The organism is Kitasatospora sp. NPDC030952 (assembly GCF_055571335.1).
Genome location: NZ_JBVIFM010000020.1, coordinates 1 through 14,690, shown reverse-complemented (window position 1 = coordinate 14,690; position 14,690 = coordinate 1). Strand labels below are relative to the sequence as shown.

Genomic DNA, 14,690 nt, shown 5'->3' with positions numbered 1-14,690 from the left:
CTGGCCGGCCTCAACTACTGAGGCCGGTCAGCAGGATCGCCACGTCCAACCCGGTGTTCAGGTACTCCACGAACACCGGGTTGTTCAGCGCCCAGGGCTCCGGGGGCCCGGGGGTGTCGCGGTCCTTCTGGCGGGTGCGCATCCCTGCTCCTTCCGGCCCGCCGGTGCGGCTACTCGCCGGTGCTGCCGTCGAGGTGCTCGCGCAGGAGATCGGCGTGGCCGTTGTGGCGGGCGTACTCCTCGATCATGTGGGTGAGGATCCAGCGCAGCGAGAACACCTCCTCGCCGTGGTGGCCCAGGACGTCCAACGACTCTGCGGCGGCGACGAGTTCCCGGGCGTGGTCGCACTCGCGGCGCCAGACGGCGAAGGCCTCCGCCGGGTCGGCGGCCTCCACGTCGAACTCGGCGAAGCCGCCGTCGGGGTGCTTCCAGAAGCCGGGCCGGCCCTCGTCGGCGAGGACGTTGCGGAACCAACTGCGCTCCACTTCGGCGAGGTGGCGGACCAGCCCGAGCAGCGAGAGCCCGGAGGGTGCCAGCGCCCGGGCGCGCAGCTGCTCGGAGGTCAGTCCGGCGCACTTCATCGCCAGGGTGTCGCGCTGGAAGTCCAGGAAGCTCGCCAGGGTGGCCCGTTCGTCGGCCGTTCGCAGGGTGGTGGTGCGCTGATCAGCGGTCATCCGGCCATCCTGCCCAGCGGTCGGCGCCGCCGCCGACCATTCCACTGGCCGGACACGCCACGCCGGACGTGCCACGCCGAACGCGCCACGCCGAACGAGCTACGGCAGTTGGGCCAGCTGCTCCAGCCACTCCACCGCGCCCGGCACGTCCGGTGCGACCGGTACACCGTCCGGCACCGGCGGGCGCTCCACCACGACCACGGGCAGGCCGAGTTCACGGGCGGCGGTGAGCTTGGGCGCGGTCGCGGCGCCCCCGCTGTCCTTGGTGACGACCACGTCGATCCGGTGCTCGCGCAGCAGCGCCCGCTCGCCCTCGAGGGTGAACGGGCCGCGCTCCAGCAGGACTTCGAGCGAGGACGGCATCGGCGGCTCGGGCGGGTCCACCGAGCGGGCCAGGAAGTGCAGCCCGTCCAGGTGGGCGAAGGCGCCGATGCCCTTCCGCCCGGAGCTGAGGAAGACCCGCCGGCCGAGGCCGGGCAGCAGCTCGGCTGCGGCCGCCAGTGAGGGCACGAGGTGCCAGCGGTCCCCGCCGACGGGTGTGAAGCCGGGTCGGCGCAGCACCAGTAGCGGCACACCGGTGGCGGCGGCCGCGAGCGCGGCGTTCTGCGACATCCCGGCGGCGAACGGGTGGGTGGCGTCCACCACGGCGGTCACCCCCTCGGCGCGCAGCCAGGCGGCCAGCCCGTCCGGGCCGCCGAAGCCGCCGATCCGCACCTGTCCGACGGGCAGCCGGGGTCGGGCGACCCGCCCGGCCAGCGAGCTGGTGACCCGCAGGCCCGCCCGGCCGTCCAGCGCGGCGGCCAGCGCCCGCCCCTCCGTCGTCCCGCCGAGGAGCAACACGTGTGCGGGGGCGGGCGTGCGGCCGTCCCGGGTCATGCGCCGCAGGGCTCGTGCGGCCGCTCGCGGTCCGCCGAGTAGAGGTGGCTGTCGCGGAACTGATCGGCGGCGAGCGTGCGGCCGACGATGATCACGGCGGTGCGGACCACGCCCGCCTCCTTGACCTGCCCGGCGATGTCGGCCAGCGTGCCGCGCAGCACCAGCTCGTCGGGCCGGCTGGCCATCGCGACCACGGCGGCCGGGCAGTCCGCGCCGTAGTACGGCAGGAGTTGCTCGACCACGTCGTCCACGTAGCCGGCCGCCAGGTGCAGCACCAGCAGGGCGCCGCTGCGGCCGAGGGTGGCGAGGTCCTCGCCCTCGGGCATCGGGGTGGCGCGCTTGGCGATCCGGGTGAGGATGACGGTCTGGCCGACGGTCGGCACCGTCAACTCCCGCTTCAGCGCGGCCGCTGCGGCGGCGAAGGCGGGTACGCCGGGGACCACCTCGTACGGCACGCCGACCGCGTCCAGTCGGCGCATCTGCTCGGCGACGGCCGAGAACACCGACGGGTCGCCGGAGTGCAGCCGGGCGACGTCCCGGCCCGCCTCGTGCGCGGCGACCAGCTCGGCGACGATCTGGTCCAGGTTGAGCTGCGCGGTGTCGACCAGTCGGGCGCCGGGCGGGCACTCGTCCAGCAGCTCGCGCGGGACGAGGCTACCGGCGTAGAGGCAGACCTCGGCGCGGGCCAGGACGCGCTGGCCGCGCAGGGTGATCAGGTCGGCGGCGCCCGGGCCGGCTCCGATGAAGTAGACGGTCACGAGGCGTCCTCCTGAGGGGTGTTGGGCTTGACGGCGGACCACTGGGTGACCGGCATGGCCTGCCGCCACCCGGTGAATCCGCCCACCGGGACGGCGTGGGCGACGGCCAGCTTGACGAGTTCCCCGCCGTGGCGCCGGTACCACTCGGTGAGCAGCGCCTCGGACTCCAGCGTCACGGTGTTGGCGACCAGCCGCCCGCCCGGGCGCAGCGCGGCCCAGCAACTGTCCAGCAGGCCGGTGGCGGTGAGGCCGCCGCCGATGAACACGGCGTCGGGGGTGGGGAGTTCGGCGAGTGCGTCGGGCGCCCGGCCGGTCACGACCCGGAGCCGGGGCACGCCCAGCGCGGCGGCGTTGTGCATGATCCGCCCGGCCCGGACCGGGTCCCGCTCGATGCTGACGGCCCGGCAGTCCAGGTGGGCGCGCAGCCACTCGATGGCGATCGAGCCGGAGCCGCCGCCGACGTCCCAGAGCAGTTCGCCGGGGGCGGGAGCGAGGGTGGCCAGGGTGGCGGCGCGGACGTGCCGCTTGGTGAGCTGGCCGTCGCTCTGGTACGCCTCGTCGGGCAGGCCGGGGACGAGGGAGGCGCGCGGACCGTCGGCGAGTTCGACGGCGATCAGGTTCAGCGGGTCGCCGGGCGGGTGCAGCCAGTCGTCGGCGCGGCCGTCGACCTCTCGTTCGCGGTCGTGGCCGAGTTGCTCCAGCACCCGCAGCCGGGCGGTGCCGAAACCGCGCGCGGTGAGCAGCGCGGCGACGGCGGCCGGGGTGTCGGCGTCGGCGCTGAGCACCAGCAGACGGCGCCCGGGGTGGAGGGCGCGCGCGAGGGCGTCCAGCGGCCGGCCGACCAGGCTGACCACCTCGGTGGCCTCCATCGGCCAGCCGAGCCGGGCGCAGGCGTGGGAGACGGAGGAGGGGTGCGGCAGGACGCGCAGCCGGTCGGCGCCGACGATCTCGGCGAGGGTGCGGCCGATGCCGAAGTACATCGGGTCGCCGCTGGCCAGCACGGCGATCCGGCGGTCGGCGTGCCGGGCGAGCAGTCCGGGGACGGCCGGGCGCAGCGGGGACGGCCAGGCGACGCGCTCGGCGGTGACGGCGTCCCGGGGGAGCAGGTCCAGCTGCCGGGAGCTGCCGATGACCACCTCGGCGGACTGCAGCGCGGCCCGGGAGCCGGTGGCGAGGCCGGGCCAGCCGTCGGCCCCGATCCCGACGACGGTGATCGGAGGGGGCAGCTCGGGCACCGGGTGGCTCCTCGTCGTTCGTTCCTGCTGGCCGGGGCAGCCTACCTGGCGGTATGCGGGCGGGATCCGGCGAGGTGACGGCGGGCGGCGGACGGCTTACAGGTTTCAGCAAACAGATTTCAGATGTTGAACTCTGAAAGCTGAAAGCTGAACTCTGAACTATGAAAGCTGAAGTATGAAAGCTGAAAGCCGTCAGCTGTCCGGCGTCCGCCCTCAGCCCGCCGCCCTCACCTGTCCGCCCAGTCCCCGGAGGCGATCAGCGCCGGCCGCTCCCGCAGCCGGGCCTCGGCCACCGGCCCGGCCAGGTACACCCAGGCCTCGCGCAGCTCGCCGCCCGCCGTCCGTACCGCCAGCCGCCGTCGTACGTACAGCCCCGTTCCGTCCGCCCGGCAGTCCTCCAGGCGGTCCAGCGCCGTGAGTGCCCCGGGGTACGCTCCGGGGCGCAGGGTGACCAGCTCGCCCACGATCCGGCGCCCGGGCGCCGGATCCGGCACCGCGTACGGGAACCCGGGGCCCTCGTGCAGGGCCGCGCCCTCCAGCACCGCCGGGCGGATCTCGGCGCAGCGTCCGCCCAGGTGGCGGGCGTGGTTGCGTCCGCCGCTGCGCAGGGTGCCGTACACGAAGAACGGCAACGCGGCCCCGGCCGGCGGGGCCTGCTCGGTCGCGGACACGGGTTCAACCTCCTCGCTGGGGGAGCGCCCACGGTACGTCCCGCCGGCCGATCCGTGGAACCGACTGGCGCACCGGGTGCTCGATGCGCTGTCATATCGGATGTTCGGCCAGCACCGTCCTAGGGGGACACACATGACATCGCCCGCCTCGCCGCACCCGGCCACGACCCCGGCCTCGGCCACGTCCCCGGCCTCGGCCTCGGCCACGTCCCCGGCAACAACCCCCGGCAGCACCCCGGTCGGCCCGTCCCCGAGCACACCCCCCACCCCCCGGCTCTCCGGCGCGGTCTGGCTGGCCCTCGCGGTGGTCTACGTCGTCTGGGGCTCGACGTACCTCGCGATCCGGATCGCGGTCGAGACGATGCCCTCCTTCTTCTCCGCCGGCGCCCGCTTCCTCACCGCCGGACTGCTGATGGTCGGCTTCCTGCTGGTTCGGCAGGGCCCGGCCGCCCTGCGGGTGAGCGGCCGCCAGCTGGCCTCCGCGGCCCTGGTCGGGGTACTGCTGCTGACCGGCGGCAACGGCCTGGTGGTGCTCGGCGAGACGTCCGTCCCGTCCGGACTGGCCGCCCTGCTGGTGGCCGCCGTCCCGCTCTGGATGGTGGTGCTGACGGCCTTCGGCGGCGGCGAGCGCCCCAAGCCGGCCGAGCTCGCCGGGGTGCTGCTGGGCCTGGTCGGCCTGGGGGTGCTGTCCGCCCCGGCGATCGGCGGGTCGATCAAGCCGATCGGGGTGATCCTGATCATCGGCGCCACCCTGAGCTGGGCGGCCGGTTCCTTCGCGAGCAAGAAGATCCCGCTGCCGGGCAACGTGCTGGCCGCGAGCGCCTACCAGATGCTGGCCGGCGGCCTCTGCGACCTGCTGGTCGGACTGGCCCGCGGCGAGCAGCACGGGCTGGACCTCGGGGCGGTCTCCGGACGGTCCTGGCTGGCCCTCGGATACCTGGTGGTGTTCGGTTCGCTGCTCGCCTTCACCGCGTACGCCTGGCTGCTGCGCTCGGCCCCGCTGACCCTGGTCGGCACCTACGCCTATGTGAACCCGGTGGTCGCGGTGCTGCTGGGCTGGCTGATCCTGGCCGAGCCGCTGACCGGCCCGACCCTGGCGGGCGGGTCGATCGTGGTGGCGGGCGTCTGCCTGGTGGTGAGCGTCAGCCGGCGTCCGTCCGGTCGGGGTCCGTCCGACCGGCGTCCGGGGCGCCCGGTGAAGGCGCGGTCCGGTCGCGGCTGAGCCGTCCCGGACCGTACACGCCGTCGTGGGGCCCGAGCGGATCGTCCCGGCCGACTGACCGGGGACGATCCGCCCGCGCACACCCCTCGCCCCGCCCCCGCGCCCACGCCCCGCCCCGCCCCGCTCGAAGCGAGGAAGGGGGCGCGGAAGGCGAGCGGGCCGGTCAGAGCGCGTGCGGCGACTTCCCCGTCCACCAGTTCCCCGGCGCCTCCGGGTCGCGGCTGGTCCAGTACTCGATGATCGCGCGGGTGAACTCCTCGGCGGACAGCGTGCCGTCCCCGTCGAGGTCGAGGTGCCGGAAGGCCTCTTCGGCGTCGTCGCGGCAGAGCCCGGCGAAGTGGCCGCGCTGGAACACGAAGAACTCGCCGGCGTCCACCGTCCCGCTGCGGTCGGCGTCGGCGACGGAGAGGAAGGCCTCGGCCAGGGAGCCGAGGATCTCCCGGGCGGCCTCCGGGTCGTCGGCGAGCGCGGCGGTCGCGGCGACGAACTGCTCGCGGGTGATCGCCTCCGTCCCGGCGGGCTTTCCGGCGAGGTGCAGGTCGTGCCAGACGGTCAGGTAGGCGCGGACGATGACGGCCTCCGCCTCCGAGCCCTCCTGATGGCCGAGCGAGCGGGCCACCGAGTGGCCCATCAGGACGTGGTCCCGCTCGGTGAGCAGGCCGTCCCCGTCGGCGTCGAGGTGGTCGAAACCGTGATTGATCTTTGCGATGAGCAGGTCGTCCGACAATGTGCCCCTCCGGTGGCGGTCCGCGCGGCACGTCGAGTGACGGCACGTCGCCAGCACGCTAACCCCTCGAACCGGGCTCGCGCAGCCGAACGAAGGCCGAACGGCAGCGCCCGCCGGGCCCGGTTCAGTCTTCCTGGTGGTCGGCCCAGACATATGTCTCCGGCAACAGGTCCGCCACCGGCAGGGTGCGCAGTCCGGTGCCCCGGCCGACGATCACCCGGGCCTTCGGGAAGTAGTCGAGCAGCACCTGGCGACAGCGCCCGCACGGTGGGATCACCCCGCGCTCGCGGTCCCCGACCGCCACCACCGTGGTGAGGTCGTAGGCCCCCTGGCCCGCGGCCGCGCCGATCAGCACCAGCTCCGCGCACGGGCCGCCGGTGAAGTGGTAGACGTTCACCGCTGTGACGATCCGCCCGTCGGCGTTGCGTCCGGCCGCCGCCACGGTGTGGTTGTCGCCCTTCGAGTACCGCCGGGCCACCTCCAGGGCCGCCTCGACGAGCTCCCGGTCGACGCGCTCCCGGTCGACGCGCTCCTGGTCGGCGGGCTCCTGGCCGACGAGCTCCCGGTCGACGCGCTCCTGGTCGGCGGTCTCCTGGCCGACGCGCTCCCGGTCAACCGGGAGCCCCTGGTCGGCGGCCTCGTGATCGATGCCGGACATCATCGGCGGTCCTTCCTGGTCGAAGCCGGAACCGTACGATCATCACTGTTGCGCCCCCGATCGTGCCAACCCTTTCGCGGGCCCGGCCGCCGGTCACCCCACGGTCCCGGCGCGCCGGCCCGCCCTCAGTGCACCGCCGCCAGCAGCTCCCGGGTGTACTCGGTGTGCGGCGCCTCGAACAGCTGCTCCCGGTCGGTCGACTCGACCAGCCGCCCCCGGTGCATCACCGCCACCCGGTCGCAGAAGTGCCGGACCACCGCGAGGTCGTGCGAGACGAACAGGAAGGCCACGCCGAGCCGTTCGCGCAGCTCCATCAACAGGTTGAGCACCTGCGCCTGCACCGACACGTCGAGCGCCGAGACCGGCTCGTCCGCGATGATCAGCCGCGGCTCGGGTGCCAGTGCCCGGGCGATGCCGATCCGCTGCCGCTGCCCGCCGGAGAACTCGTGCGGGTAGCGGTCCAGGTGCCCGGCGGCCAGCCCGACCTGCTCCAACAGCTCGGCCGAGCGCTCCCGCCGCTGCGCCGCGTCCAGCCGGCTGTGCAGGCGCAGCGGGGTGTCGAGGGTCTGGGCGACGGTGCGCCGCGGGTTGAGCGAGGCGTACGGGTCCTGGAACACCAGCTGGATCTCCCGGCTGAGCCGGCGCCGCAGCTCGCGGTCCGGGCGGGTGACGTCCTGGCCGTCGTAGCGCACCCGGCCGCCGGTGGGCCGTTGCAGTCCGGCCAGCACCCGGGCGGTGGTGGACTTGCCGGAGCCGGACTCGCCGACCAGTCCGACCGTCTCGCCCGGCGCGATCCGCAGGCCCAACCCCTCGACCGCCCGGACCGGCTCGGCCCGCAGCGCGGGCAGGTGCCGCCGGCCGGGGAAGTGCACGGAGAGGTCCGCCACCTCGACCAGCCAGCGTTCCGGGCGCTCGGCCGCCCGTACCCGGGGAGTGAACACCCGGGGAGTGAACACCCGGGGAACGAACACCCGAGATGGTGACGGATCGTCAACTGTCGGCAGCGCGCTGCCCGGTACCGAGTCGAGCCGCAGCGCCGCCCCCACCAGGGCGCGGGTGTACGGCCGGCGCGGGGCGCCCAGCAGCTCGCCGGTCGGCGCGGACTCGACCTCGGCCCCGTCGCGCAGCACCAGGGTGCGGTCCGTCGTCCCGGCGACCACCCCGAGATCGTGGCTGACCAGCAGCACCGCCGTGCCGTGCTCGCGCTGCAACTCGCCCAGCAGGTCCAGGACTTGTCGCTGGACCCGGGCGTCCAGCGCGGTGGTCGGCTCGTCCGCGATCAGCAGCCGGGGGTCGTTCATCAGCGCCATCGCGATCATCACCCGCTGCCGCATCCCGCCGGAGAACTGGTGCGGGTAGTCGCGCAGCCGGGCGGCCGGGATGCCGACCCGGTCGAGCATCGCGGCCGCGCGCCGACGGGCCTCGGCGCGCCCGGCCCGCGGGTGGTGCAGCCGGTACATCTCGGCGAGTTGGGCGCCGACGCCGTGGAAGGGGCTGAGCGAGGTGAGCGCGTCCTGGAAGACCAGCGCGGCCCGGCCGCCCCGCACCCCGCGCAGCACCGGCTCCCCGGCGCCCACCAACTCCTGTCCGTCCAACCGGATCGAGCCGCTGACGGTGGTGGTCCGCGGATCGTGCAGACCGAGGACGGCCAGCCCGACGGTGGACTTGCCGGAGCCCGACTCGCCCACCAGACCGAGGACTTCACCCGCTGCGAGGTCGAAGGACAGGCCCCGGACGGCGGTCACCGGAGCGCCGCCGCGCGGATCGGCGAACTCGACCGTCAAGTCCCGCACGCTGAGCACCGGATCGGGATCCACCGCATGACCACCTTGGGAATCGAGAGACTTCATCGTTGCGGCTCCCCTCAGCCCAGCCTGATGCGCGGGTCGAGCCAGGCCACCGCCAGGTCCGCCAGCGCGACGAACAGCACCACGAAGCAGGCGGCCAGCAGCACCGCGCCGACCACCGCCGGCAGGTCCTGCCCGGACACCGCCTGGGCGGCGAACCGCCCGACCCCGTTCAACCCGAACACCGTCTCGGTGATCACCGCCCCGCCGAGCAGCATCCCGGCCTCCAGGCCGAGCAGCTGCACCAGTGGCCCGGCGGCGCCGCGCGAGGTGTACTTCAGCTGGGCGCGCAGCCGCCCCAGCCCCTTGCCGCGGGCCGTGCGGACGTACTCCTCGTTCATCGTCTCCAGCAGCTGGGAGCGTGAAAGTCTGGCGAACACGGCCGAGTTGACGAAGCCGAGGACGAGCCAGGGGAGCAGCAGTCCGCCCGCCCAGGCGGCGAGGTCCCGGCTCGGCGGGGTGTAGGAGGGCAGCGGCAGCAGGCCGGTCGAGTAGACCAGCGCCCACTGCGCGACGTACCCGAGGAAGTAGATCTGCACGCTCGCGCCGACCAGGGTGAAGCCGGACAGCAGCCGGTCGGTGCGGCGGCCGTGCCGCAGCGCGGAGACGAAGCCGCTGCCGAGGCCGAGCGCCAGCAGCACGGCGAGCGCCCCGGCGGTCAGCGAGAGGGTGACCGGCAGGTGCTCGGCGAGCGCCTCGGTGACGGGCTGGTGCAGCCGGTAGGAGTAGCCGAGGCAGGGGGCCGCGCAGTGGATGACCGAGCCGTCCACGTCGCTGATGTCGCGCCCGGCCACGACGCCGGCCAGGTAGTCGGTGTACTGGGCGAGCAGCGGCTGGTCCAGGCCCATGCTCTGGCGCACCGCCGCGATCTGCCCGGCGTCGCAGCGGGGGCCGCAGGCGGCCCGGGCCGGGTCGGCGGGCGCGGCGTAGAAGAGGGCGAAGGCGGCGGCGGAGACCGCGACCAGGACGGCGAGGGCCTGGAGGGTCCGCCGCAGGGCGAAGGAGAGCATGGCCGGTCCGGGGTCGACGTGACAGGGAGGCGGGGGAGGGGCGCGGTCGATTCCCGTCCGCTGCCACCACCGCGCGGTGGTGGCAGCGGACGGGAGCCGGCCCGCGCACTCAGGACTTCAGGTACAGCCAGGTCAACCCGACCGTCCCGTAGATCGGGTGGACGAACGCCCCGCCGACGTTGCTGCCGCGCAGCTGGTTGACGGTCGGGTAGGTGAGCGGCAGCACCGGCAGGTCCTTCATCACGGTCTGCTCCAGCGCGTACAGCTCCTTGGCCTTGGCGCGCGGCTCGCCGATCTGGTTGATCCGGTCGATCTCCTTGTCGACTTCCGGGTTGCGGTAGCGCGCCGAGTTGATGTCGCCGCCGGCCCGGCCGTCGAAGGAGAACGGGATCAGCGTGGACGGCGTCGGCCAGTCGACGGAGCTGGTCTCCTCGAACAGGTCGTACGGCGAGTCGGCCCGGTGCACCTCGTCCAGGAAGGCCTTGGGGTCGATCGGCTTGGGCACCACGGTGAGGCCTGCCTTGCCGAAGCCGTCCACCAGCACCTGGGCGACGCGCTGCCCGTCCGGGGTGTTCTTGTACGCGTAGGTCAGGCTCGACGGCGCCCGCCCGGCCTTGGCGAGCGCGGCCTTGGCGGCCTCCGGGTCGCCCTCGGGCTTCGCGGGGTCGAGGTCGTACTTCTGCCAGTCGATCAGCGCGGGCGAGCTGAGCGTGGTGGCCAACTCCCCGGTGCGGGAGCCGCCCTGGACCTGCCGGGCCTGCTGGCGGGGGTACGCGAGGTTCAGCGCCCTGCGCACCTCGACGTCCGGCACCCGCTCGTTGTTGATCACCAGCTGGCTGACGAAGGCGCCCCGGCGGCCGGAGACGACCAGTTCCTTGGCCTTGGGGTCGGTGTCGGCGACCTGGTACAGCTCGGGGGAGAGCTCGTCGGAGGCGGTGGTGGCGTCGGCGCCGCCGTCCCGGCCGGACAGGATCTGCTGGTTGCCGTTGAGCGCCTCCTTGCCGTACGTGAACACGAACCGGTCCGGGTACTGGTTGCGGATCGGGTCGGTCTCCGCCTTCCAGGCCGGGTTGCGCTCCAGCACCATCCGGGTGTTCTGGACGTGCTCCACGATCCGGTACGGGCCGGTGGCGAGCGGCAGCCGGTCGTAGTCCGTCCCGGTGTCCTTGTCCCGGCGCACCGGCGCGGAGGAGGACTGCGCGGCCATGTACGGCACGTCGGCCTGCGGCTGAGGGAAGTGGAAGACCAGGGTGCGCTCGTCCGGGGTCTCGATCGCGGCGAGGTCGCCCGCCTGCGGGCCGGCGTACTTGGCGCGCGCCGCCTCGTAGCTGGGCTCGCCGGTGAGCCACTGCGGCCAGTACGGCGGGCCGACCTCGTAGCCCTTGCCGAAGGTCCGCTCGATGCCGTACTTGACGTCCTGGGAGGTGATCGGCCTGCCGTCCTCCCAGGACACGCCCTCCTTGAGCCGGTACGTCCAGGTGCGCCCGCCGTCGGCCGGGGTGCCGGTGTCAGTGGCCAGGTCTCCGACCAACTTGGCCTTGCCGTCAACGATCTGATACTGCGTCAATTGGCGTCCCCAGAGCAGCGAGGCGTTGTAGGTGGCTCCCGCGTAGACCTTCTGCGGGTCCAGGTGGCGGAACTCGACGCTGTTGTACACGTTCACCGTGCCGCCCGGGCGGGCGCCGGGGACGGCCGGGGCGGGGCCGGCGCTCTCCCGCTCGGTGCCGAGCGCGGCGGTCAGCGGGGAGGTCTCCGTGGCCGGGGCCCCGCCCGCGGCGGAGCCGGTGCTGCCCGCGCCGGCCGAGCAGGAGGTCGCCAGCAGGGCGGTGGCGATGACGGCGAGCGGGGGTTTGGTCCAGCGCATGGCGAATCTCTCCTTGCCCCGACACGTTCGGATCGGGGAGGGCTCGAATGGTTGATCGGCTGATCGATTGATCGATTGATCGGTGGGAACGGGATGGTTGGAACGGGAGGGGGTCAGCGGGCCCGGCGCGGGTCCAGTGCGTCCCGGACGGCGTCGCCGAGCAGGTTGAAGGCGAGTACGAACACCAGCAGCGCGACCCCGGGGAAGACCAGGTAGGTCGGGTCGGACTGGAAGACCTCCGAGCCGCGCGAGATCATCCGCCCCCAGTCGGGAACGGGCTCGGTGATGCCGACGCCGAGGAAGGACAGCGCGGCCTCGGAGGCGACGAAGGTCGGCACCGCCATGGTGGCGTGCACCAGCAGCTGGGAGCGGACGTTCGGCAGGAGTTCGTGGACGACGATGTGGAACCGGCTCGCCCCCTGCGCCCGGGCGGACTGTACGAAATCCCTTTCCCGGAGCGAGCGGACGGTGGCCCGCAGGGAAAGCGCGAGCGGAATCCAGCCGAATGCGGAGAAAACCAGGATCAGCACCAGGAACTGCATCCACTCCGGTTCCGCGCTGCCCGGATCGACCAGCCGGGACTGGATCACCGGGCTGAGCGCGAGCAGCAGGAGCAGGGTCGGAAAGGCCAGCAGCACATTGGCCAGAAAGCCGAACAGCCGGTCCGCGATCCCGCCGAGATAGCCGACCGCGACCCCGGCCAGCACACCGAGCACGGTGGTCACGGCGGCCGAGGCCGATGCGATCAGCAGCGAGGTGCGGATGCCGTACAGCAGTTGGGTCAGGACGTCCCGGCCGAGGCCGGGCTCCAGGCCGAACCAGAACTCCCCGGAGATCCCGCCGTTCGGCAGCATCGGCAGTCCGCCGTCGCTGAGCAGGCCCGGAGTGTTCTGGCCGTAGTGTTCGACCGGGTTCTTCCCGTACAGGGCGGCGATCAGCGGCGCGGCCAGTGCGAGCAGCAGGAACAGCAGGACGACGGCGCTCGCGGCGGCGCCGACCCGGTCGCGCAGCACCCGGCGCGGCAGGCTCGGTGCGGCGGGCCCGGAGGCCGTGCCGGTAACTGCGACTGTGTCGACCGCTGCCATGAGAGCCGTACTCCCCGAATTCTCCGCCGCCCGTGGGTGAGGGTGCGCTGGTGGGCATTTCCGACCCGCCGCCAGGGGTTTCCCGGCGGCGGGTCGAGCGACATCAGATCGGATGCGTCCGATGTTCCGCAAATCCCCGGAAGGCGCTCCGGCGGAATTCCTGCGGCATTGTTTCGGGAATTGTGGCGGCTTCATTTCCCGGTAACACGGCCGTCGCAGGAGAACGGACATACCCCGCCGAACCGGGCGGCCGGTTCCGCATTCTGAGACCTCCGCCACAGTCCCCGCGGTGTTGGTACGATCCCGGTGGACCGCGACTGGCGCGTAGGGATGGAATCGACCATCGGGAAGCGGTCCCGTGAATCCTCACGTCGTTGCCGAGCGCCTGGGCCGCCCCAGCATCCCCACCAGGAGACCGCCATGGCCCAGCCCGAGCAGACGCCCCACACCGCCGCCGTCCCCGCGGCCGACACCGCCTTCCGCAGCGCCCTGGACGTCGTGGCCGGCGTCGAGCCGCGGATCGCCGCCGCCATCGGCCAGGAGCTGGCGGACCAGCGCGCCTCGCTCAAGCTGATCGCCAGCGAGAACTACGCCTCCCCGGCCGTCCTGCTCACCATGGGCAACTGGCTCAGCGACAAGTACGCCGAGGGCACCGTCGGCCGCCGTTTCTACGCCGGCTGCCGCAACGTCGACACCGTCGAGGCGATCGCCGCCGAGCACGCCCGCGAACTGTTCGGCGCCGAACACGCCTACGTCCAGCCGCACTCGGGCATCGACGCCAACCTCACCGCCTTCTGGGCCGTCCTCTCCCAGCGGGTCGAGAGCCCGGCCCTGGAGCGCGCCGCGGTGCGCAACGTCAACGACCTCACCGAGCAGGACTGGGCCGAGCTGCGCCGGGAGCTCGGCAACCAGCGCATGCTCGGCATGTCCCTGGACACCGGCGGCCACCTCACCCACGGCTTCCGCCCCAACATCTCGGGCAAGATGTTCGAGCAGCGCAGCTACGGCACCGACCCGGTCACCGGCCTGATCGACTACGACGCGCTGCGCGAGACCGCCCGTGAGTTCCGCCCGCTGATCCTGGTGGCCGGCTACTCCGCCTACCCGCGGCTGGTGAACTTCCGCAAGATGCGGGAGATCGCGGACGAGGTCGGCGCGACCCTCATGGTCGACATGGCGCACTTCGCCGGCCTGGTCGCGGGCAAGGTGCTGACCGGTGACCACGACCCGGTGCCGCACGCCCACATCGTGACCACCACCACTCACAAGTCGCTGCGAGGCCCGCGCGGCGGCATGGTGCTCAGCACCGCCGAGCTGGCCGAACACGTCGACCGCGGCTGCCCGTTGGTGCTCGGCGGCCCCCTCTCGCACGTCATGGCGGCCAAGGCCGTCGCCCTCGCCGAGGCCCGCCGCCCCGAGTTCCGGGCCTACGCCCGCGCGGTGGTGGACAACGCCCAGGCGCTGGCCGAGGGCCTGCTGCGCCGCGGTGGCAAGCTGGTCACCGGCGGCACCGACAACCACCTGGTGCTCGCCGACGTCTCCGGCTACGGCCTGACGGGTCGTCAGGCCGAGGCGGCGCTGCTGGACTCGGGCATCGTCACCAACCGCAACTCCGTCCCGCAGGACCCGAACGGCGCCTGGTACACCTCGGGCGTGCGGCTGGGCACCCCGGCGCTCACCACCCGCGGCCTGGGCACCGCTGAGATGGACGAGATCGCCGCCCTGATCGACACCGTCCTGCGCGGCACCACCCCCACCAGCACCGCCAACGGCGCCCCGTCCAAGGCGAACTACGCCCTCGACGAGTCCCTCCGGGACGGCGTCGCCAAGCGCGCCGCCGACCTCCTGGCGCCCTTCCCGCTCTACCCGGGCGTCGACCTGGTCTGACCAGGACCCAGCGGGCTCGGCGCGGAAACGCCCCGACCCGGGGCCACCGACCAGCGGTTCGGCGGCCCCGGGCCAACCCGGCTAGGGTGCGTATTTGGTCGTGATCAAGCGGCTCTGGTGAGGTCCTTGATCCAGATCATCGCGCCACGAAGGTGGAGGCCGGCGAGGTAGCTCTC

General features: G+C 73.4%; 13 protein-coding genes, 1 pseudogene and 1 riboswitch. Of the genes and pseudogenes, 2 read left to right on the top strand and 12 right to left on the bottom strand.

Annotated features, from left to right (window positions below; all coding sequences use genetic code 11):
• Window positions 1-10: 10 nt before the first annotated feature.
• The 6 genes from ACZ47G_RS29070 to ACZ47G_RS29045 all read right to left on the bottom strand — a co-directional run bounded on the left by ACZ47G_RS29070 (window position 11) and on the right by ACZ47G_RS29045 (window position 4,214).
• Window positions 11-142 (bottom strand): hypothetical protein, encoded by a 132-nt coding sequence (locus ACZ47G_RS29070; RefSeq protein ID WP_465747635.1) that lies wholly within the window; start codon window positions 140-142, stop codon window positions 11-13.
• 28 nt (window positions 143-170) lie between these two features.
• Window positions 171-674, bottom strand: a complete 504-nt coding sequence (locus tag ACZ47G_RS29065; RefSeq protein ID WP_465747633.1) for a DinB family protein — start codon at window positions 672-674, stop codon at window positions 171-173.
• Window positions 675-773: 99 nt separating this feature from the next.
• Complete coding sequence (locus tag ACZ47G_RS29060) at window positions 774-1,550, bottom strand: cobalt-precorrin-6A reductase (RefSeq protein WP_465747631.1); 777 nt, start codon at window positions 1,548-1,550, stop codon at window positions 774-776.
• Window positions 1,547-2,308: a precorrin-4 C(11)-methyltransferase gene (cobM, locus tag ACZ47G_RS29055; RefSeq protein ID WP_465747629.1), complete on the bottom strand. Its 762-nt coding sequence runs from the start codon at window positions 2,306-2,308 to the stop codon at window positions 1,547-1,549. The genes ACZ47G_RS29060 and cobM overlap by 4 nt, the downstream gene beginning before the upstream one ends.
• Window positions 2,305-3,543: a precorrin-6y C5,15-methyltransferase (decarboxylating) subunit CbiE gene (gene cbiE / locus ACZ47G_RS29050; RefSeq protein ID WP_465747627.1), complete on the bottom strand. Its 1,239-nt coding sequence runs from the start codon at window positions 3,541-3,543 to the stop codon at window positions 2,305-2,307. Before cbiE ends, cobM begins: the two co-directional genes overlap by 4 nt.
• A gap of 227 nt (window positions 3,544-3,770) precedes the next feature.
• Window positions 3,771-4,214, bottom strand: a complete 444-nt coding sequence (locus tag ACZ47G_RS29045) for a gamma-glutamylcyclotransferase family protein (RefSeq protein WP_465747625.1) — start codon at window positions 4,212-4,214, stop codon at window positions 3,771-3,773.
• A gap of 133 nt (window positions 4,215-4,347) precedes the next feature.
• Between ACZ47G_RS29045 and ACZ47G_RS29040 the strand changes: the two genes are divergently transcribed.
• Window positions 4,348-5,436 carry an EamA family transporter gene (locus ACZ47G_RS29040; protein ID WP_465747623.1) on the top strand — a complete coding sequence of 363 codons (1,089 nt, stop codon included), beginning with the start codon at window positions 4,348-4,350 and terminating at the stop codon, window positions 5,434-5,436.
• A gap of 163 nt (window positions 5,437-5,599) precedes the next feature.
• On the opposite strand, the gene ACZ47G_RS29035 is transcribed toward ACZ47G_RS29040, so the two are convergent.
• From ACZ47G_RS29035 to ACZ47G_RS29010, 6 genes and pseudogenes are all read right to left on the bottom strand, one after another.
• Window positions 5,600-6,163 (bottom strand): EF-hand domain-containing protein, encoded by a 564-nt coding sequence (locus tag ACZ47G_RS29035; protein ID WP_465747621.1) that lies wholly within the window; start codon window positions 6,161-6,163, stop codon window positions 5,600-5,602.
• A 124-nt stretch (window positions 6,164-6,287) separates the two neighbouring features.
• A pseudogene (locus tag ACZ47G_RS29030) lies at window positions 6,288-6,674 on the bottom strand (cytidine deaminase family protein); the annotation flags it as partial.
• Between the two features lie 272 nt (window positions 6,675-6,946).
• Complete coding sequence (locus ACZ47G_RS29025) at window positions 6,947-8,638, bottom strand: dipeptide ABC transporter ATP-binding protein (protein ID WP_465747619.1); 1,692 nt, start codon at window positions 8,636-8,638, stop codon at window positions 6,947-6,949.
• A 47-nt stretch (window positions 8,639-8,685) separates the two neighbouring features.
• A complete protein-coding gene (locus ACZ47G_RS29020) occupies window positions 8,686-9,678 on the bottom strand; it encodes an ABC transporter permease (RefSeq protein WP_465747617.1) in 993 nt (330 codons plus the stop codon).
• A 109-nt stretch (window positions 9,679-9,787) separates the two neighbouring features.
• The gene (locus tag ACZ47G_RS29015; protein WP_465747615.1) at window positions 9,788-11,542 is read right to left on the bottom strand and encodes an ABC transporter substrate-binding protein; all 1,755 of its coding nucleotides are present in this window, start codon (window positions 11,540-11,542) and stop codon (window positions 9,788-9,790) included.
• Between the two features lie 113 nt (window positions 11,543-11,655).
• Complete coding sequence (locus tag ACZ47G_RS29010; protein ID WP_465747613.1) at window positions 11,656-12,627, bottom strand: ABC transporter permease; 972 nt, start codon at window positions 12,625-12,627, stop codon at window positions 11,656-11,658.
• A gap of 303 nt (window positions 12,628-12,930) precedes the next feature.
• Window positions 12,931-13,025: riboswitch (ZMP/ZTP riboswitch) on the top strand.
• A 22-nt stretch (window positions 13,026-13,047) separates the two neighbouring features.
• Here ACZ47G_RS29010 and ACZ47G_RS29005 point away from each other — a divergent pair.
• On the top strand, window positions 13,048-14,514 hold the full coding sequence (locus ACZ47G_RS29005) for a glycine hydroxymethyltransferase (RefSeq protein WP_465747611.1): 1,467 nt from the start codon (window positions 13,048-13,050) through the stop codon (window positions 14,512-14,514).
• Window positions 14,515-14,690: the final 176 nt, after the last annotated feature.